This window comes from Massilia oculi (assembly GCF_017582745.1).
Taxonomy (GTDB): Bacteria; Pseudomonadota; Gammaproteobacteria; order Burkholderiales; family Burkholderiaceae_D; genus Telluria; species Telluria oculi_A.
The window spans coordinates 106,791-124,127 of record NZ_JAFVIM010000011.1 but is presented as its reverse complement, the minus strand read 5'-3'; the positions used below and the strand labels follow the sequence as shown (position 1 = coordinate 124,127).

Sequence of the window (17,337 nt, the reverse complement as noted above, 5' to 3'; positions counted from 1 at the left end):
GTGCGCATGAATTGGACACCATGCCGGGCGACTTCTAACCACGAAAGAACCCGAATGAGTGAACCGATTTCCGGCGCGGCCGCCGGCGCAGCAAGCATGAAAATCATCGGCGGCCTGGTCGGCATGGGCATCGGCGCCGGACTTGCGTCCTTCGTCGTGATGGCCATGACGCCGCCCGGCAGCAAGAAAGAGTGGCGCGTGGCGTTGGCGTGCACAGTCGTCGGCTCGATCGCCGGCGGCGCCGCGCTCATCAAGTACCTTGGCATCGAGCACTGGTCGGATGACCTGCTGGGCCAGATCGCCCAAGGCGGTTTCATGTTCACGTGCGGCCTGCCGGCGTGGGTCATCGTTCGCGCACTGTTCAAGTTCATCGAGAAGCGCCGCGATGCCGACCTGGCTGACCTAGTCAAGGACGTGCGGGAGATCATCTGATGCCGCCCACCGCCTTCATCGCCTTGCTGCTGCCGGCCGCCCAACGTGCCCACCGAGAACACGGCATTCCGGCCTCGTTCACCATCGCCCAAGCGGCCCTCGAATCCGGCTGGGGTTCGCGCGCCCCTGGCAACAACCTGTTTGGCATCAAGGCCGACCGCTCTTGGAAAGGCAAGACCGTCGACGTACCGACCCATGAATACGTGGGCGGCCAGCGCGTCAACCTGGTCGCCAAGTTCCGCGCCTATCCCAGCGTGGACGAATGCATCGCTGACCGCGCGCGCTTCTTCAAAATGAACCCGCGCTACGCGGCTTGCTTCGATGAGACCACTGGCGAAGGCTGGGCTCGTGCCGCAGCAGCAGCCGGCTACGCGACAGATCCGAATTACGCGAAGATTCTTATCGCGGTCATGAATGGCCGGAGTCTCCAGCGTTTCGACAGCCAGGAAGCAGCAGCATGATCGTTGACCAGTTAAAGGTCGCTGCCGTTGGAGCGGCCTTGCTTGGCGCGGTAACGATCGCTGGCCTGTCTGGTTACCACTTCGGCGCCGACGATGTCCGGCTCGAATGGGAACTCGACAAGGCAGAACGTGCGGACGCGGCCATGCACGACGTGCGGATCGCGGTGGCCCATAACGAAGCCGAGCGACAGCGGGACATCGTGTCCACCCGAGCCACCCTGGCCACTTACCAAAGGAATCTCAATGAAGCTGAAAAGCGTATCGCTGCTGAGCGCGCTGCTGCCGATCGTCTGCGGCTGCGCATCGCAGTCCCTGCCCGCGTGTGTGCCACTGCCGGCGGCGCCGAAGCCTCAGGTCCCGTCGTCCCTCATGACGCCGGAGCGACCGAATACGTCGAGCTACCAAAGCCGACTGAGCAGCATCTTCGAGACCTCGCCCGCGATGCAGACCTCGAAACCGAGCGTCTCCGAGAAAAAGTAAGCGCGCTGCAGGATTGGGCGCTCAGGCATGGCTTCTACGAAGTAGGGGCCATCGCCCCGTAGTAAAGACAGAGCGCCGGCGCGAGTTGCGCTAACAACCTGCGTCGGCCTCGATCCACTGTTCTCGCCAGTGAACCAAGCAAGGCTCTGCCACCTTCCGGAAGGCGGCGCGAGTTTAGCACAATCGCAACTGTAAGGTTTACTAATGGCAACTCCCATCATTCCATGGATCGGCGGCAAACGACGCCTGGCCGACCATATCATTCCCCAGTTCCCGGCGCACGAGTGCTACGTCGAGGTCTTCGCCGGCGGGGCGGCGCTCTACTTCATGAGGCCGCCGGCGAAGGTTGAGGTCATCAACGACATCAACGGTGAACTAGTCAGGTTGTATCGCGTCGTGCAGCATCACCTCGAGGAGTTCGTGAGGCACTTCAAGTGGGTGCTGGCCAGTCGTGAGGTGTTCAAGTGGCATCAGGAGACGCCCCCAGACACGCTCACCGACATCCAGCGTGCGGTGAGGTTCTTCTACCTGCAGCATCATGCGTTTGGCGGCAAGGTCCAAGGGCAGACCTGGGGCACGGCGACGACCACGCCGCCGATCAACCTGTTGCGGATCGAAGAGAACTTATCCGCGGCCCATCTGCGGCTGTCGGGCGCCTACATCGAGAACATGGATTGGCACAAGCTGATGGAGCGGTACGACCGCCCCCATACGCTCTTCTACCTTGATCCGCCGTATTGGGAGACGGAAGGCTACGGTGTCGATTTCGGGCTCGAGGAGTACCAGAAGATGGCGGCCCTAATGAAGCGCCTGAAGGGGAAGGCGATCGTGAGCCTGAATGATCATCCTGAGATCCGTCGTGTGTTCGCGGACTTCCAGATGGACACAGTGCCGATTAACTATACGGTTGGCGGCGGCAAGGGCGTAGAGCGCGCTGAGGTCATCATCTACAGCTGGGACCGTGCGGCGGAGCCAGCCGGCCTGTTCTAAAGCGCCGGTGTCGTCCTAGTTCGTGCAGACGTCTGCACAAAAGATAAGGGCCAGCTGTGCTGGCCCTTCCATCGTCCGACTTAAGCTGCTGCGCGTTGATTTTCGCGTTCTTCGGTCATCTCGTTCAGCTTCGATCGGAACTGGAGAGGCGCGGAGATGTTGGGGATAGGTGCCTGTGGGCCGCCGGCGCCAGAGACAACAATGCTGCCGAAGTTCAGCAAGCGGCCCATGATTGACTGGTCGACCTGGACGCTTTCAACCTTACTGTTTTTGAGCTCGACCGTCTTGCGACTGATCAGGCCAAATTTTGCGATCACGCGCTTGTTGGTAATGACCAACTCGGTGGTGAGGACGTTGATCACGGCCACCACAAGGAAAACGATGCCGAGTCCCATCATGATCGTCCCCAGTCCGAGAAGAATGAGCAGCCATTGCGAAGCCCAAGAAACCTTTGCTTCGTAGACCACTTGTTCGTCAGATGCCAAGTTGCGGTTAACGTACGATCCCATTTCAATTCCCTAGTAGTTGCAATAGAGAAAATCATACATCATTAACCAAATGCAACAATGGGATTTACTGGTTCATGCCAATTGCATAGCGTCATTGCAACGACAGGGAACATTGAATTGCTGAGATATGGAGGGCGATGACGTGACGCATGCTTGATCAGCGCACCGAGGCTTGAGTGCTTAGAGCAGCTGTTGAAGCAGCCCCTCGGCGAGGACCGTCCTCGATGAGGACCCGCTGTACGAGCTGGGGCGAGATACCTTGGCCAAGCAATGACATGACACCGGCCGCAGGGCCAAACACGGCGGCGATGTTTACCGCTAGGTCAACTTGCACGGCCGTCAAGCGATCAGTTCGTTTGTCCATTACACGACCGTATCAGGTTGCCGGGCGACCAGCTTTGATCCTGCTCAACAGTGCTACACTCGCGCGATGCATGCGAAAGTTAAACGATTGCGAGAACGTGGCAAGCGCCTGTCGGACCAACAGATCGCTGCGGCGCTGCCCGTCGAGGGTGAGCTGCGGGTTTATGGGATGGGTGGCGCCATCGAAGCCACCGTCACCGACCCTGCAAGTCAGGTGGGTGGCCCGCTAATTCCCATACTCCACGAGGCCAAGCTGACTACGATGCATGGTACTAGCATGCTGCTCAAGGGTGAAGAAAGGCCGGTTGCAGACAAGGGCCAGTCCTACGTCCAGGAATGGTCGGTGCGGTTCGGCGAATAGCCAGCTCGAGGGAACGGGCAGTCGAAATTCGTTCCGCAAAAGGCTAAGTGAACTCTAGAAAGCCCCGGAAAAATCGAACGGTTACGGCATAGTTGCGGAACAAGAAACGAGCTAAGTATCTGATTTCAATAGAATTCGCAGGTGACTCATAATCCGTTGGTGCCGTGTTCGACTCACGGGAGGCCTACCAGTAAAAAAGGCTTGCGCGAACTTTCCGCGTAAGCCTTTTTTGTTTCCGGACCAGTGCCGGTCTCGTCAAAGCGGCAGCTCGAATTCGTTATGCAGGTCAGGGACGCCGACCCATCACGAAGGTCGCTATCTGCCCCACCTCCACTTCAACATCGACATACCCCCGCGCACGCAGCAACGCCTCGAGCTGCGCGGATTGCGTGACTTCGCCTCCACTACGCAGCGTGCGCAGCGACGACATCATTGCCATGAACGGATCGTCCGGCCTGGTATAAAGCGGCGCAATCAGCCAGCCCCCGCTGCACGAAGCGGCCGCGATCCGGTCGATCGCCTGCTCGAGCACTGGCAGTTTCATGAACATGGTGGGAAGCCACGCCAGCGTGTAGCGTGGACCAGGATCGAGCGCAGTCACGTCGAGACGGCACAGCCGGATGCGCCCGGCATGTGCGCTGGCGGCCACGTTCCCGGCGGCGAGACGCAATGCGGGCTCCCAGATGTCGATCGCGTCGATATCGAGGTCAGGACACGTCTGCGCGGCCCGCAGCGCAACGCCGCCGACCCCGGTGCCGACATCGAGAAACACGCCATCCAGCGCCGCCTGCAAGGAAGGCCGTGTGCTGGCAAGGCCAAGGATGCGGTCGAATGCATTGCTGGAGGCACGCCCCATCGCCTGGAGGAGGTCGGGGTCTTCGACTTGCCACGAAGCCGTGCGATCGGGCTCCCTGAACAATTCGCTGCTTTCCACGAACGCCATCTCGATCTCGACAAGCAGCGGCGCGATTTCCGCGTGGTCGAGGTCCGTCAAGGCATCTCCCAACGCCAGGCGCACACCGTCGCTGATCTGCTCCTCGATGGCGGTATCGACGCCGGCGCCGGAACGCAGCTTGAGCGCCGCGCCGATCACCGCCAGCATTCGGGCGGCGCGAGCAAGTTCGTGGATGCGGTGAGAAATGGATCCTGACACGTAATACTCCCTCAATCGAGTTGGGGCTGCGAAGACACGCAACGTCACAACCAGATACGCAGGCATGCCGCCACTGGATGCGCCACGCGACGCCATTGCCGAAGACGTAACAGTCAATTGCGTCGGGCGCCGATTCTCCTCCCAGCCCGGCCGCGCCACACTGCTAGCGTTACCTGTCACGGGTAACCCCGTCAGCGCCGTTCCCGATAATGAACCTGAAAGAGGATGATCATGACCGCTCTTCGTTTCCATCGCATGGGCCTCGCGCTCACCGCCTGCGCGACGCTGCTTGCCGCGCTGATCCAGCCGGCGCATGGCGCCGCGCCGGCGCCGGCGAACCCGGCGTCCCGGGCCGCCGCCACCGTCAGCTACCACAAGGTCGACGTCGACGGCGTCAAGGTCTTCTACCGCGAAGCCGGCCCGAAGAACGCCCCGGCCATCCTGCTGCTGCATGGTTTTCCGACCTCGTCCCACATGTTCCGCGAGCTGATCCCGAAGCTGTCCGACCGCTACCGCGTGATCGCGCCCGACTATCCTGGCTACGGCCAGAGCGACCAGCCGCCGATGGACCGCTACACCTACAGCTTCGACAACCTGGCCGCGACGATCGACAAGTTCACCGCCAAGGTCGGCCTGACCCGCTACGCTATGTACTTGATGGACTATGGCGCGCCGATCGGCTATCGGCTGGCGGCGGCCCATCCCGAACGGATCAGCGCCATCGTGGTCCAGAACGGCAACGCCTATGACGAGGGCCTGGACAACCCGTTCTGGGTGCCGGCCAAGGCTTACTGGAAGGACAAGAGCGAAGCCAACGCGGCCAAGCTGCGGCCCCTGTTCGAGTTCGACGCCACGCGCTGGCAGTATTCCGAAGGCTACCGCGACCCCGCCCGCCACGTCAGCCCCGATTCCGCCGTGATCGACCAGGCGTACATGGACCGCCCGGGCAACAAGGCGATCCAGCTCGAGATGTTCTACAGCTACGGCACCAACCCGCCGCTGTATCCGGGCTGGCAGGCCTACTTCCGCAAGCACCAGCCGCCAATGCTGATTGTCTGGGGCAAGAACGACAAGATCTTTCCGGCCGAAGGCGCCAGCCCCTATCTGCGCGACCTGCCCAAGGCCGAGCTGCACCTGCTTGACACCGGCCACTTCGCGCTGGAAGAAGACGGCGAGCAGATCGCACGCCTGATGCGCGACTTCCTTGGGCGCACGGTCAAGCGCTGAGCCGGGGAGAGGTCGAGGTCGCACTGATGCATAATGACGCCCATCGACCACCCGTCCCGAGAAGGCGCGCATGACCGGCAACGCCAGAGCAGAGCAGCAAATCACCGTCAACGACATCGAGGTCGGCATGCGCGTCTACGAAGCGCTGGCGCACCACGCAAGGACGGGGCAGGGCGCGCCGATCGGCTACAAGGACTTGCTGACCCTGGCGCGCTCGCTGCACCCGAAGGACGCGGTGCTCGGCCGGGCGGTCCCGATCGGCATCGGCATGAAGCTGCGCTTCGTCGATGCTTTCTGCGCCGCCCATGCCTGGCCCAGGCTGTCGAGTCTCGCGGTGGGCCAGGACAGCATGCTGCCGGCCAGGGGATACGATGGCGACTGGGAAGCCGACCGGCGCGCCGCCGCCGCATTCGACTGGTCGGGCGCCGATGCGCACCTGCCGGCGTTCGCCAGCGCGCAGCGGGCCGCCGTGCCGGCCCGCCTGAAGCCGCGCAAGGAGCGCCCGGCCGATGTGTCCTGGTATGCCTACTTCTGCTCGCACCGCAAGGAGTGCGAGTGGATCGGGCAGGAAGACAAGCACGAGATCATCAACCTGATCATGGCCGGCCTGGATCCGGAAACCGCGCTTGGGCGGGTCAAGGCGGCCAGGGCCGAAGCGGCCGGCCCCACCGAAGCGGTATGAGTCACTGGGGCACGGGTTTCGCCAGCTCTTGGCCGCGGTTGTTGATGGACAGCGCGCCATTGGGCACGCCGCCATCGCGCGGGCGCGCGCGGCCTGCTGTCACGCAAGGATCAAGGGCGGCGTTCCGGTGCAGGTTGAACGGCTGTGCCGTCCACGCGTCCAACCCTGGCCTGACCCGGCCATGCCAGCTCGAAACAGGTGCCGCCGCCAACCGCGTGGCAGCGCGCCTCGCCCCCATGCGCCAGCGCGATCGCCCTGACCACGGCCAGTCCCAGTCCACTGCCCGACCCACCCTGCAGGCGCGCCGCATCGCCGCGCTGGAAAGCATCGAACAGCTTCGCCGCAAAGCATGGGTCGATCCCCGGTCCGCTATCCGTCACGGTGAGCCGGCATTCGCCGCCGCTACAGGCAAGCCCGATCTCGAGCCAGCCCGGCGCCGCATGGCAGCGCGCGTTTTCCAGTAGCGCCAGCAGCGCCTGGCGCATGCGCGCCGGATCGCACTTCACCAGGTCCTCGTTCAGCCGCAGCGCGGGCAGCAGGCCTTTCGCACGCAGCTCCGGTTCGGTCAGGGCCAGCACGTCGCGGATCCCTGCCGCCAGGTCGCAGCGTTCCATCTGCAGGGTCAGGTGGCCGCTGTCGGCCAGGCCCACCACCCGCAAATCCTCGATCAACCGTCCCAGGTTCTCCACCTGCGCCAGCAGGTTGCGAAACAGCTTCTCATCCGGCATGAACACGCCTTCGGCCAGTCCCTGGATACGGCCGCGCAGGATGGTGATCGGGGTGCGCAGTTCGTGCGCGATGGCGGCGTTCCAGAACACCTGCTCTTTCGCCATGCGCTCGAGCCGCTCGGCCATGACGTTGAAGTCTTCCACCAGCAGCGAGGCTTCGCCCAGGGAGCGGTCGTCGCTTGTCGCGCGTGCCGTTAAATCACCATTCGACACCCGGCGCAAGCTGCTGGCGACCGAGGTCAATGGCGCCAGGATGCGGCGCGACAGCTTGGCGGCGGCAAAGATCGCGAGCGCTACCGCACTCAGGGTCGACAGCACGATCCAGCCCCATTCGGGGCCCGAGGGCATCCAGGCGCCGGCTGGGGCCAAATGGCCGGGAGCGTAGGCGAACATCACGAAATAGAACACATAGGAGCCGACCGTGATCGCGACCACCACGCTCAGCACCAGCAGCGTCATGGTGACCACGATCTGGCGGCTCAGGCCATGGACGGGTTTCACGTCTTGCCGCCGAACTTGTAGCCGACGCCGCGGATCCCGCGCGGCACGTCGGTCACGCCTGCTTCTTCCAGCTTGCGGCGCAGCTTGCTCACATGGCTGTCGACCGTGCGTTCCAGCGTGTCGCCCTCGGGCAGGCAGTGGGTGAGCAGGTCCATGCGGCTGAACACCTGGCGCGGCGAGCGCGCCAGATACGCCAGCAGCTTGAATTCGGTCAGGGTCAGCGCCAACGCCGGTCCACGTGCGCTCGCCAGCGTAACCTCGTGCTTGTCCAGGTCGATGACGAGGTCGTCGACGCGGATCACGGATGCCCCATTGCCCACCGCATGGGCCAGCGTGCGGCGCAGCACCGCCTGGGCGCGCGCCACCACCTCGGCCGGGTTGAAGGGCTTGACCACGTAGTCGTCGGCGCCGATGCGCAGGCCGGTGAGCTTGTCGACGTCCTGGTCCATCGCGGTCACCATGATCACCGGCGTGCCGCCGCGGCGGCGGATCTCGGACAGCACCATCCAGCCGTCGAGGCCGGGCATCTGCACGTCGAGCAGCACCAGGTCGGGCCGCGCCGACAGGTGCAGCGCGAGGGCCTGGTGGCCGTCCTGCGCGCGCAGCGTGCGAAAGCCGCCGCGCGAGAAATAGGCGGTGAGGATGACCGCGATCTCGTCGTCGTCCTCGGCGATCAGCACCAGGGCCGCTCCAGCGCCCGATTGCGCGGTCATCTCCATCGAATCTCCATACAAGGGCAACCGAATGCCAACGTGCACACCGCACAATCGCCGTTTGCCCGACCCGCTACTCTACCCATGCCCCAGTTTTTCATCAACCGCCCCGTGTTCGCCTGGGTGATCGCCCTGTTCATCGTGCTGCTGGGCGTGATCGCCATCCCGCAGCTGCCGGTGGAGCGCTATCCCAACGTGGCACCGCCCACCGTCAGCATCACCGCCGTCTATCCGGGCGCGACGCCCCAGACCATGAACGATGCCGTGGTCGGCCTGATTGAACGCGAGCTCTCCAGCGTCAAGAACCTGCTGTATTTCGAGTCGTCGACCGACACCACCGGCACCGCCCAGATAACCGCCACCTTCCGTCCCGGCGTCGATCCCGATATGGCCCAGGTCGACGTGCAGAACCGAATCAAGGCAGTCGAGCCGCGCCTGCCGCAGACGGTGCGCCAGAACGGCCTGATCGTCGAGTCGACGATCTCGAACTTCCTGATGTTCATCGCGCTCACATCGGACACCGGCGCCTTCGACGAGACTGACCTGGGCGACTACATGGCGCGCAACGTGGTCGAAGAATTGCGCCGGGTCGAGGGCGTCGGCAAGGTGCAGCTGTTCGGTGCCGAGAAGGCGATGCGGGTCTGGGTCGATCCGGCCAAACTGGTTGCCTATAACCTGTCGATGACCGACGTGACGGCCGCCATCGCGCGCCAGAACGCGCAGATCGCGCCGGGCCGGGTGGGCGACGCGCCGGCGCCACGAGGGCAGCAGATCACGGTGCCGCTGACCGCCGAGGGCCAGCTGTCCACGCCGGAAGCGTTCCACGCCATCGTGCTGCGCGCGAACCCCGACGGCTCCACCTTGCTGCTGCAGGACGTGGCGCGCATCGAACTCGGCGCGCAGAGCTATGGCTTCAGCACCCGCGAGAACGGCCACGTCGCCACCGCCGCCGGCGTCCAGATGGCGCCCGGCGCGAATGCGGTGGCCACCGCTGCCGGCGTGCGCGCGCGCCTGGCCGAACTGGGCAAGGCGATGCCGGCAGGGATGAAGGCCAGCGTGCCTTTCGACACCGCGCCGTTCGTGGAGATCTCGATCAGGAAGGTGGTGATGACCCTGTTTGAAGCCATGGTGCTGGTGTTCCTGGTGATGTACCTGTTCCTGCAGAACGTGCGCTATACCCTGATCCCGGCGCTGGTGGCGCCGATCGCGCTGCTGGGCACCTTCACGGTGATGATGATGGCCGGCTTCTCGGTCAATGTGCTGACCATGTTCGGCATGGTGCTGGCGATCGGCATCATCGTCGACGATGCGATCGTGGTGGTCGAGAACGTCGAGCGCCTGATGGCGACCGAGGGCTTGTCGCCCAAGGAGGCCACGATGAAGGCGATGCGCGAGATCACCGGCGCGGTGGTCGGCATCACCCTGGTGCTGACCGCCGTGTTCATCCCGATGGCCTTCGCCAGCGGTTCGGTGGGCGTGATCTACCGCCAGTTTTCGCTGTCGATGGCGGTCTCGATCCTGTTCTCGGCCTTCCTGGCGCTGTCGTTCACGCCGGCGCTGTGCGCCACGCTGCTTAAGCCGGTCGAGGGCGGCCATCACGAGAAAAAGGGATTCTTCGGCTGGTTCAACCGCGGCTTCGAGCGTCTCACGGCGCGCTACTCGTCGACCACCACGGCGCTGGTCAGGCGCGCCGGCCGCATGATGCTGGCCTGGCTCGCGATCGGCATCGCGCTGGCGTTCGCGTTTCGCGGCCTGCCGTCGGCCTTCCTGCCCGAGGAAGACCAGGGCTATTTCATGACCTCGTTCCAGCTGCCGGGTGATGCCACCGTCGAACGCACGCTCGAGGTGGTCAAGGCCTATGAAGCGCACGTGGCCTCGCGTCCCGGCCTGGGGGACAACGAAGCCATTCTAGGCTTCGGCTTTTCGGGCTCGGGTCCGAACGCGGCCATGGCTTTCACCATGCTCAAGGACTGGGACCAGCGCGAAGGCGCCACCGCCCAGGGCGAGGTGGCGGCGGCCCAGGAAGCGATGAACGCCAGCCGCGAAGGGATGATCATGAGCCTGATGCCGCCGGCCATCGATGGCCTGGGCAACTCGTCCGGTTTCGCGCTGCGTTTGCAGGACCGGAGCAACCAGGGCCAGGCGGCGCTGATGGCGGCGCAGGACAAGCTGCTCGCGCTGGCAGCGCAAAGCCCGGTGGTGGCCGGGGTGTATCCCGAAGGCCTGCCGCCCGGCGTGAGCGTGCGCCTCGACATCGACCGCGCCAAGGCGCAGGTGCTGGGCGTGGCGTTCGCCGACATCAGCGACACCCTGTCGGCCGCCATGGGGTCGGTATACGTGAACGACTTCCCGAACGCCGGCCGCATGCAGCAGGTGATCGTGCAGGCCGAAGCCAGCGCCCGCATGCAGGTCGCCGATGTGCTTGAACTGAATGTGCGCAACGTGAATGGCGGCATGGTGCCGCTGGCCGAGGTGGTCAAGCCGGTCTGGACCGAAGCGCCGCCACAGCTGATCCGCTACCTGGGCTATCCGAGCGTGCGCATCTCGGGCGCCGCGGCGCCGGGCGCGTCCAGCGGCGAGGCGATGGAAGAGATGGAGCGGCTTGCAAGCCAGCTGGGCCCCGGCTTCGCGGTCGAGTGGACCGGCCAGTCGCTGCAGGAACGCGAAACGGCGGCCCAGGCGCCGCTATTGATGGCGCTGTCGATGCTAGTCGTGTTCCTGGTGCTGGCCGCGCTGTACGAGAGCTGGTCGATTCCGTTCTCGGTGATGCTGGTGGTGCCACTGGGCCTGATCGGCGCGGTGGCGGCGGTGATGCTGCGCGGCCTGCCGAACGACGTGTTCTTCAAGGTGGGCATGATCACGGTGATCGGCCTGTCGGCCAAGAACGCGATCCTGATCGTCGAATTCGCCAGGCAGCTGCACGACGAAGGCAAGGGCTTGCTGGAGTCGGCGGTGGAGGCGGCGCGCCTGCGCCTGCGGCCGATCCTCATGACCTCGCTCGCTTTTGCGCTGGGCGTGGTGCCGCTGATGATTGCCTCGGGCGCCAGCGCCGAGACCCAGCACGCGATCGGCACCGGCGTGTTCGGGGGCATGGTGGCGGCCACGGTGCTGGCGGTGCTGTTCGTGCCGGCCTTCTTCGTGTTCGTCGTCGGCCTGCAGGAACGCATCGCGCGCTGGCGCAAGCGCAAGTCTTAATTCACGGCCAGCCGCAGCTCGCCGGTGCGGTCCAGCACGTAGTGATCGAGGTCGCGCGCCAGCAGCAGGTGGCCGCCATACTGGGCGCGCGCTTCTTCCTCGAGCAGCGAAAGCGGCAGCGGGCCGCCATCCTGGTAGCGCGGGCTGAAATGGGTCAGCACCAGGTTGCGCACGCCGGCCCCTGCGGAGAACTGCGCGACCCGCATGGCCGAGCTGTGCTGCGGGCCGGGACCGATCTTCTGCAGCACTTCCTCGGTATAGGTCGCCTCGTGCACCAGCACGTCGGCGCCCTGCGCGCTGGCGGCCAGCAGGGCGGGGCTGTCGTTGTCGCCGGCCACCACGATGCGGCGCGCGCGCCGCGGCGGCAGCAGGTAGTCGGTGGCGGCAATGGCGCGGCCGTCGGGCAGGACCACGTCGCGGCCCTGCTGGATCTCGCCCCACAGGGCCGAGGAGGGAATGGCGTCGGCCCGCAGCTTGTCGGTGTCGAGCCGGCGCTCGATCGCGGCCTCGGTGAAGCCGTAGGCCCAGGACGGGATGCGGTGCGACAGCGCGGTGGCGTCGACGTCAAATTCAGGCAATAGCGGGCCGTGCGCGAGTTCGTCGGGCGTGCGCCAGTCCAGCGGGAAAGGCAGGTTCAACTCGCTGGCCTGCATGATGCACTCGGTCATGGTGCGCAGCGGCGGCGGGCCGACGATCGTCAGGGGTTCGCTGCGGCCCAGCATGCCGGCGCTGGCCAGCAGGCCGGGCAGGCCGTAGCAGTGGTCGCCGTGCATATGGGTGATGAACACGGCGCGCAGGCTCATCACCGACAGCGGGGTGCGCAGGATGCGGTGCTGGGTGCCTTCTGCGCAGTCGACCAGCACCCATGAGCGCGCGCCGCGCAGGCGCAGCGCCAGGCCGGACATATTGCGTTGCCGGGTCGGCGTGCCGGACGACGTGCCGAGGAAGATGAGTTCCATGCGTGCTTCTCTTGGGATGACAGGTTCCATTATCCGGCAACACGGCCCTGGCCGGCGCGCAGCCAGAACTCGTGGTGCAGGCCGGTGTCATACGGGACGGGGAGGTCGCCAATGGCGCGGCCATGCCCGCCTTCGACCGAGGAGAGCCATATGCACACGCGTTTCGTTGCCGCCGCGTCCGCGGCTGGTCTTGTTGCATTGCTGGGTGCGGCGCATGCCGGCGCCGCACCGGCGCTGCAAGAGATGCAGGTGCCCGTCGCCGGCATCAGCTGTTCGCGCATCGGGCCGCCACCGCAGCGGGTGACGCCCAACGCCGAAGTGATCGAGTCGATCGACGGCGTCTACCGGCTGTCCAACGGCCAGAAGCTCGGGATTGCCGCCAGCGACCAGCAGGTGGTGGCCGACTTCGGCCGCTGGCACCAGATCCCGCTGGTGGCGACCGCGCCCGAGCGCTTCGAATCGCGCGACGGCCTGGTCTGGGTGCGCTACGAGGCCGACGAAGACACCGAGCGCATCGTGGTCAGCTATCCGGCCGACGCGCGCGGCCGCTACGTCGACGCCTGCTAGCGTCGGTCGACGCGTCAGTGCGCCGCTGGCGCCAGGCCGAACAGCAGCGAGCGGTGGGCGCCGACGCCGGCCATCGCGCCATCGGCCACGGCGAGCGCCACAGAGCTGGCGGCGCGCATGGCGTCGCCGCCGGCGAACACGCCCGGCACCGTGGTCTGGCGGGCCTCGTCGGTGCGGATATAGGGGCCGATGGGGCCTTCGTCGAAGGCGCAGCCGAGGTCCGCGGCGATCGGGCTGGCCATGTGCACGCGGCCGAAGGTGAACAGGCCGGCCATCGCCTCTCGCCGGCCATCGGCCAGCACCACGGTGGCGTGGTCGGCAAGCCGCGCGACCGGGGTCTCGTCCACCTGCACGCCGCGTTCGGCGAGGTCGGCCCGTTGCGCTTCGTCGAGCGGGCATACGCCATTGGTGAACAGGGTCACCTGGCCCCAGTGCGGCAGCATCTGCGCCTGGTGCACCGACAGCGGGCCGCTGGCCAGCACGCCGATGCGGCCTTCGTCCAGTTCGTAGCCGTGGCAGTAGGGGCAGTGGAACACGCTCCGGCCCCAGCGCTCGGCCAGGCCCTCGATCGGCGGCAGCTCGTCGCGCACGCCGGTGGCCAGCACCAGGCGCTTGCCGCGCACGCTGCCTGCGCCATCTAGGTCGACGATGAAACCGTCGGCATCCGGGCGCGCACCCTGCGCCAGCCCGTCATGCCAGGCCACGTTCGGGTAGGCGGCGACGTTGGCTCGCCCTTCGCGCGCGATGGCCGCCGCCGGCTGGCCGTCGCGGGTCAGGAAGCCGTGCGAATCGCTGGCGAAGCGGTTGCGGCGCTGGCCGGCATCGACCACCAGCACCTTGCGGCGCGCCCGCGCCAGTTGCAGGGCGGCCGACAGGCCGGCATAGCTGCCGCCGATGACGATGGCGTCGAATTCATTCGTGTTCATGTTCTGGCCTCCGATGCGGATGGTTGTCGTAGCGCAGATTGAAATCGCGCGACAGGTCGGCCAGCGTCACTTGTCCCAGGCGTTGCACCAGCAGCGCCTCGGCTTCCTGGAAGGCGTCGGCGAGCGAGGCATTGACCACCTGCTCGACCAGGCAGGCGCTGTGCTCGTTGCGGTTGCCCATCGCGAACACGGTGGGCGCGCCGACCGCGTCGTAGACGTCGCGCAGGGTGACGGTGGCCAGGTCGCAGGTGACGGTCCAGCCGCCGCCGTGGCCGCGCTCGGAACTGATGTAGCCGCGCTCGCGCAGGCCGGCCAGCACGCGCCGCACCAATACCGGGTTGGTGCCCAGCATGCCGGCCATCTGCTCCGAGGTCATCGGGCGCTCGCTGTGGGCCAGGTGCAGCAGTACGTGGAGGACGGAAGAAAGTTTGCTGTCGCGTTTCATGTAACTAATAATAGTACAAAATCGGCGGCGACATGAAATTTTTTAACGTCCGGCTTGGGATTCCTCGTTCGGCGCCACCTTGGGCGGCAGCTTGAGCGTCGGCAGGTACCACCACATATAGGTGCTCACGCAGGCGCCGATCACGACCATCGAGATCAGGATGGCGACGCTGTCGAAATGGCGCGTCGACCACGCCATCGAACCCCACAGCATCACGGTGGCGACGATCTTGCCCTTCAGCGGGATGCCGTGCCCGGCCTCGAAATTGGCGAGGTATTTGCCGAACACGGGATGGGCCAGCAGCCAGCGGTGCAGGCGTTCGGAGCCGCGCGCGAAACAGGCCGACGCCAGCAGCAGGAAGGGCGTGGTGGGCAGCAGCGGCAGGAAGATGCCGAGAATCCCCAGCAGGACGGCCAGCACGCCGGCCACGTTATAGAACAGTTTCATGCCGCCACTCTAGCACCTCGTACCGTCCGCGAGCTCGCGTGCCTCCATTGCCGATCTGATTATGCAGAAAGGAAACAGTCAGGAATATCAATTTGCAACTTTAAGTTCCTTTCTGCAACTTCTTTCCGCTAACTCGGTATAATCGCGGGTTCGACGACGGGCGCGTCTGTTCGGCAGTGGCAGGAATCGTTCTACGCCCGGCCTCCTTTTCCGCCTGCTGTCCGATTGCCTTCCGGCTCACGCCGGACACCGTCTTCCATGCCTTATTCCACATCGTCCAATCCCATCGTGGCCGCTTTTGGCGGGTATTTCCGCCGGCGCGTGCTGCGCCAGCTCGCGCTCTACCTGGCGCTGATGCTGGCGCTCGTGTGGGGCGGGGTGGCGGTAGAACAGGCGCGCTTCGCCGCACTGGCCGAGAGCGGCGCCCAGGCCAATGTCCAGAACCTGTCGCGCGCCTTTTCCGAAGAGGTCAAGGCGACCGTCGCCCTGGTCGACCTGTCGCTGGTCCAGCTGCGCGGCACCTGGCAGCGCGACCCCGTCAATTTCGCCCGCAGCGTGGCCGAGCATGCGCGCCACCTGCGGGTGCCGATGCACCTCACCGTCACCGACGCCGACGGTCGCCTGCTGTACACCGACGCAGCGGTCGGCGGGGCCACGGCGCCGCAGGGCCTGGCGCTGGGCGACCTGCGCCAGTTCGCCGTTCACCGCGAGCGCGGCGGCGACCGGCTCTACGTCAGCCGTCCCGAGCGCAGCCGTCTCTCGCAGCAATGGGTGGTGCAGTTCACGCGTCCGATCCGCGCCGCGGACGGCCGCCTGGCCGGCGTGATCGCGGTGGCGATCCGGCCGGAATACTTCCTGCGCTTCTACGACAGCATCGACCTCGGCCCGGACGCCACGGTCAGTCTGATGCGGCTGGATGCCAGCGTGATCGCCCGCAGCTCGCGCGCGGACGGCAACCGCCACATGGGCGCGACGATTTCGGACGCGCCGCAGACGCGCGACGCCGGCGCCAGCGGCGCCTTCCGCAAGGCGAGCAGCCTGGACGGCATCGAGCGTTTCTATGCCTGGCGCAAGCTGCCCGAATACGGCCTGGTGGTCACGGTGGGCCAGGCGGTGACGGACGCCGAGGCGCGCTTCGCCCAGCAGCGCGCGGTGATGCACAGCACCGGCCTGGTGGTGTCGCTGGTGCTGGCCGTGCTTGGCTGGGCGGCGATCGGCGCCGCCGACCGCCGCCGGCGCGCGCTCAAGGCGCTGGCAGCGGCCGAGGCGCGCTGGAAGCTGGCCCTGAACGCGGCTGGCGACGGGGTATGGGACTGCGACGTCACGACGGGAATCGCGACACTGTCGCCGAGCGCCCAGCGCATTCTCGACAGCGAGCATCCCACGGTGTCCTGGTTCGGCGACCAGGGCCTGGCCGAACTGGTGCACCCGGACGAGCTGGAAATGGTGCGCGCGGCCCTGCGCGCCCACATCGACGGTCTCACCGCCGACTATGCGATGGAACACCGGCTGCGCACGCGCGACGGGCGCTGGCGCTGGATCGAGGCGCGCGGCGCCGTCACCGAGCGGGGCGAGCGCGGCGAGCCGCTGCGCATGGTGGGCACCTTCTCCAACATCGACGCGCGCAAGCAGGAAGAGCAGCGCATGCGGCGCATGGCGCACGAGGACGCGCTCACCGGCCTGCCCAACCGCGTGCTGCTGCACGACCGCATGCGCCAGGCCATCCTGGCCGCGGATCGCGAAGGGCACAAGGTCGGCCTGGTGTATTTTGACCTGGATAACTTCAAGCCGGTCAACGACGGCCATGGCCACGCGGTGGGCGACCGCCTGCTGCGCATGGTGGCGCAACGGGTGCGCGCGGCGCTGCGCGAATCGGACACGCTGGCGCGGGTCGGCGGCGACGAATTCGCGGTGCTGCTGCCGCGCTGCCAGCAGCCCCAGGACGCCGAGCGGGTGGCGGCCACCATCCTGGCGCGGCTGGAGCAGCCGTTCGAGGACGGCGAGCGCACCCTGCGCATCTCGGGCAGCCTCGGTTACGCGCTGTATCCCGACTGCGGCGCCGGCGACGGCGACGCGGCGGAGTCGCTGTTGCACTGCGCCGACCTGGCGATGTACGACGCCAAGGCGCATGGGCGCAACCGGATCTCGGGCAGCTATCGCACACGGGTCGGTTGATCGCGCGGGGAAGGCTGCCCACA

General features: G+C 66.1%; 19 protein-coding genes. 10 read left to right on the top strand and 9 right to left on the bottom strand.

From position 1 onward, the window contains the following. The first annotated feature begins 54 nt into the window (after positions 1–54). The 4 genes from J3U95_RS14545 (at position 55) to J3U95_RS14530 (ending at position 2,363) form a co-directional block, all read left to right on the top strand. On the top strand, positions 55–432 hold the full coding sequence (locus tag J3U95_RS14545) for a hypothetical protein (RefSeq protein WP_109344667.1): 378 nt from the start codon (positions 55–57) through the stop codon (positions 430–432). After that, a complete protein-coding gene (locus J3U95_RS14540; protein ID WP_208279277.1) occupies positions 432–893 on the top strand; it encodes a glycoside hydrolase family 73 protein in 462 nt (153 codons plus the stop codon). Before J3U95_RS14545 ends, J3U95_RS14540 begins: the two co-directional genes overlap by 1 nt. Then, a complete protein-coding gene (locus tag J3U95_RS14535; protein WP_208279276.1) occupies positions 890–1,435 on the top strand; it encodes a hypothetical protein in 546 nt (181 codons plus the stop codon). The genes J3U95_RS14540 and J3U95_RS14535 overlap by 4 nt, the downstream gene beginning before the upstream one ends. A 142-nt stretch (positions 1,436–1,577) precedes the next feature. Then, positions 1,578–2,363 (top strand): DNA adenine methylase, encoded by a 786-nt coding sequence (locus tag J3U95_RS14530; protein WP_208279275.1) that lies wholly within the window; start codon positions 1,578–1,580, stop codon positions 2,361–2,363. Positions 2,364–2,443: 80 nt separating this feature from the next. Here the strand turns inward: J3U95_RS14530 and J3U95_RS14525 are convergent, their stop codons facing one another. After that, on the bottom strand, positions 2,444–2,872 hold the full coding sequence (locus J3U95_RS14525; RefSeq protein ID WP_208279274.1) for a PH domain-containing protein: 429 nt from the start codon (positions 2,870–2,872) through the stop codon (positions 2,444–2,446). A 328-nt stretch (positions 2,873–3,200) separates the two neighbouring features. Here J3U95_RS14525 and J3U95_RS14520 point away from each other — a divergent pair, with 328 nt between their 5' ends. Next, entirely contained in the window at positions 3,201–3,596 is a 396-nt protein-coding gene (locus J3U95_RS14520; protein ID WP_208279273.1) for a hypothetical protein, read from the top strand. Between the two features lie 286 nt (positions 3,597–3,882). On the opposite strand, the gene J3U95_RS14515 is transcribed toward J3U95_RS14520, so the two are convergent. Further along, on the bottom strand, positions 3,883–4,749 hold the full coding sequence (locus J3U95_RS14515; protein ID WP_208279272.1) for an SAM-dependent methyltransferase: 867 nt from the start codon (positions 4,747–4,749) through the stop codon (positions 3,883–3,885). 231 nt (positions 4,750–4,980) lie between these two features. On the opposite strand from J3U95_RS14515, the gene J3U95_RS14510 reads away from it, so the two are divergent. Together J3U95_RS14510 and J3U95_RS14505 are read left to right on the top strand one after the other, a co-directional pair. Next, a complete protein-coding gene (locus J3U95_RS14510; protein WP_208279271.1) occupies positions 4,981–5,976 on the top strand; it encodes an alpha/beta fold hydrolase in 996 nt (331 codons plus the stop codon). A gap of 70 nt (positions 5,977–6,046) precedes the next feature. Further along, entirely contained in the window at positions 6,047–6,658 is a 612-nt protein-coding gene (locus J3U95_RS14505; protein ID WP_208279270.1) for a hypothetical protein, read from the top strand. A gap of 110 nt (positions 6,659–6,768) precedes the next feature. Here J3U95_RS14505 and J3U95_RS14500 read toward each other — a convergent pair whose 3' ends face one another. Together J3U95_RS14500 and J3U95_RS14495 are read right to left on the bottom strand one after the other, a co-directional pair. Further along, complete coding sequence (locus J3U95_RS14500) at positions 6,769–7,845, bottom strand: ATP-binding protein (protein WP_208279349.1); 1,077 nt, start codon at positions 7,843–7,845, stop codon at positions 6,769–6,771. Between the two features lie 38 nt (positions 7,846–7,883). Next, entirely contained in the window at positions 7,884–8,606 is a 723-nt protein-coding gene (locus J3U95_RS14495; protein WP_208279269.1) for a response regulator, read from the bottom strand. Positions 8,607–8,684: 78 nt separating this feature from the next. Between J3U95_RS14495 and J3U95_RS14490 the strand changes: the two genes are divergently transcribed. Beyond that, the gene (locus J3U95_RS14490; RefSeq protein WP_208279268.1) at positions 8,685–11,795 is read left to right on the top strand and encodes a multidrug efflux RND transporter permease subunit; all 3,111 of its coding nucleotides are present in this window, start codon (positions 8,685–8,687) and stop codon (positions 11,793–11,795) included. Here the strand turns inward: J3U95_RS14490 and J3U95_RS14485 are convergent. After that, complete coding sequence (locus J3U95_RS14485) at positions 11,792–12,754, bottom strand: MBL fold metallo-hydrolase (protein WP_208279267.1); 963 nt, start codon at positions 12,752–12,754, stop codon at positions 11,792–11,794. The genes J3U95_RS14490 and J3U95_RS14485 overlap by 4 nt on opposite strands. Positions 12,755–12,783: 29 nt before the next feature. Next, positions 12,784–12,912 carry a hypothetical protein gene (locus tag J3U95_RS28550; protein ID WP_267877788.1) on the bottom strand — a complete coding sequence of 43 codons (129 nt, stop codon included), beginning with the start codon at positions 12,910–12,912 and terminating at the stop codon, positions 12,784–12,786. Here J3U95_RS28550 and J3U95_RS14480 point away from each other — a divergent pair. Beyond that, on the top strand, positions 12,905–13,321 hold the full coding sequence (locus tag J3U95_RS14480) for a hypothetical protein (RefSeq protein WP_208279266.1): 417 nt from the start codon (positions 12,905–12,907) through the stop codon (positions 13,319–13,321). The two genes, J3U95_RS28550 and J3U95_RS14480, sit on opposite strands and share 8 nt — an antisense overlap. 14 nt (positions 13,322–13,335) lie before the next feature. Here J3U95_RS14480 and J3U95_RS14475 read toward each other — a convergent pair whose 3' ends face one another. The 3 genes from J3U95_RS14475 to J3U95_RS14465 are packed head-to-tail and all read right to left on the bottom strand — an operon-like array spanning position 13,336 to position 15,139. Further along, a complete protein-coding gene (locus tag J3U95_RS14475; protein ID WP_208279265.1) occupies positions 13,336–14,247 on the bottom strand; it encodes an NAD(P)/FAD-dependent oxidoreductase in 912 nt (303 codons plus the stop codon). Beyond that, a complete protein-coding gene (locus tag J3U95_RS14470) occupies positions 14,234–14,692 on the bottom strand; it encodes an Rrf2 family transcriptional regulator (RefSeq protein ID WP_208279264.1) in 459 nt (152 codons plus the stop codon). The genes J3U95_RS14475 and J3U95_RS14470 overlap by 14 nt, the downstream gene beginning before the upstream one ends. 42 nt (positions 14,693–14,734) lie before the next feature. After that, a complete protein-coding gene (locus tag J3U95_RS14465; RefSeq protein ID WP_208279263.1) occupies positions 14,735–15,139 on the bottom strand; it encodes a YbaN family protein in 405 nt (134 codons plus the stop codon). Positions 15,140–15,397: 258 nt separating this feature from the next. Here J3U95_RS14465 and J3U95_RS14460 point away from each other — a divergent pair, with 258 nt between their 5' ends. Continuing rightward, positions 15,398–17,314, top strand: a complete 1,917-nt coding sequence (locus tag J3U95_RS14460; protein ID WP_208279262.1) for a sensor domain-containing diguanylate cyclase — start codon at positions 15,398–15,400, stop codon at positions 17,312–17,314. The last annotated feature ends 23 nt before the right edge of the window (positions 17,315–17,337 follow it).

Coding starts and splice junctions, on each gene's coding strand:
- J3U95_RS14500 (WP_208279349.1), bottom strand. CDS start 7,845: ATGACGCTGCTGGTGCTGAGCGTGGTGGTCGCGATCACGGTCGGCTCC.
- J3U95_RS14490 (WP_208279268.1), top strand. CDS start 8,685: ATGCCCCAGTTTTTCATCAACCGCCCCGTGTTCGCCTGGGTGATCGCC.
- J3U95_RS14460 (WP_208279262.1), top strand. CDS start 15,398: ATGCCTTATTCCACATCGTCCAATCCCATCGTGGCCGCTTTTGGCGGG.
- J3U95_RS14510 (WP_208279271.1), top strand. CDS start 4,981: ATGACCGCTCTTCGTTTCCATCGCATGGGCCTCGCGCTCACCGCCTGC.
- J3U95_RS14485 (WP_208279267.1), bottom strand. CDS start 12,754: ATGGAACTCATCTTCCTCGGCACGTCGTCCGGCACGCCGACCCGGCAA.
- J3U95_RS14465 (WP_208279263.1), bottom strand. CDS start 15,139: ATGAAACTGTTCTATAACGTGGCCGGCGTGCTGGCCGTCCTGCTGGGG.
- J3U95_RS14495 (WP_208279269.1), bottom strand. CDS start 8,606: ATGGAGATGACCGCGCAATCGGGCGCTGGAGCGGCCCTGGTGCTGATC.
- J3U95_RS14535 (WP_208279276.1), top strand. CDS start 890: ATGATCGTTGACCAGTTAAAGGTCGCTGCCGTTGGAGCGGCCTTGCTT.
- J3U95_RS14545 (WP_109344667.1), top strand. CDS start 55: ATGAGTGAACCGATTTCCGGCGCGGCCGCCGGCGCAGCAAGCATGAAA.
- J3U95_RS14480 (WP_208279266.1), top strand. CDS start 12,905: ATGCACACGCGTTTCGTTGCCGCCGCGTCCGCGGCTGGTCTTGTTGCA.
- J3U95_RS14540 (WP_208279277.1), top strand. CDS start 432: ATGCCGCCCACCGCCTTCATCGCCTTGCTGCTGCCGGCCGCCCAACGT.
- J3U95_RS14525 (WP_208279274.1), bottom strand. CDS start 2,872: ATGGGATCGTACGTTAACCGCAACTTGGCATCTGACGAACAAGTGGTC.
- J3U95_RS14475 (WP_208279265.1), bottom strand. CDS start 14,247: ATGAACACGAATGAATTCGACGCCATCGTCATCGGCGGCAGCTATGCC.
- J3U95_RS14470 (WP_208279264.1), bottom strand. CDS start 14,692: ATGAAACGCGACAGCAAACTTTCTTCCGTCCTCCACGTACTGCTGCAC.
- J3U95_RS14505 (WP_208279270.1), top strand. CDS start 6,047: ATGACCGGCAACGCCAGAGCAGAGCAGCAAATCACCGTCAACGACATC.
- J3U95_RS14530 (WP_208279275.1), top strand. CDS start 1,578: ATGGCAACTCCCATCATTCCATGGATCGGCGGCAAACGACGCCTGGCC.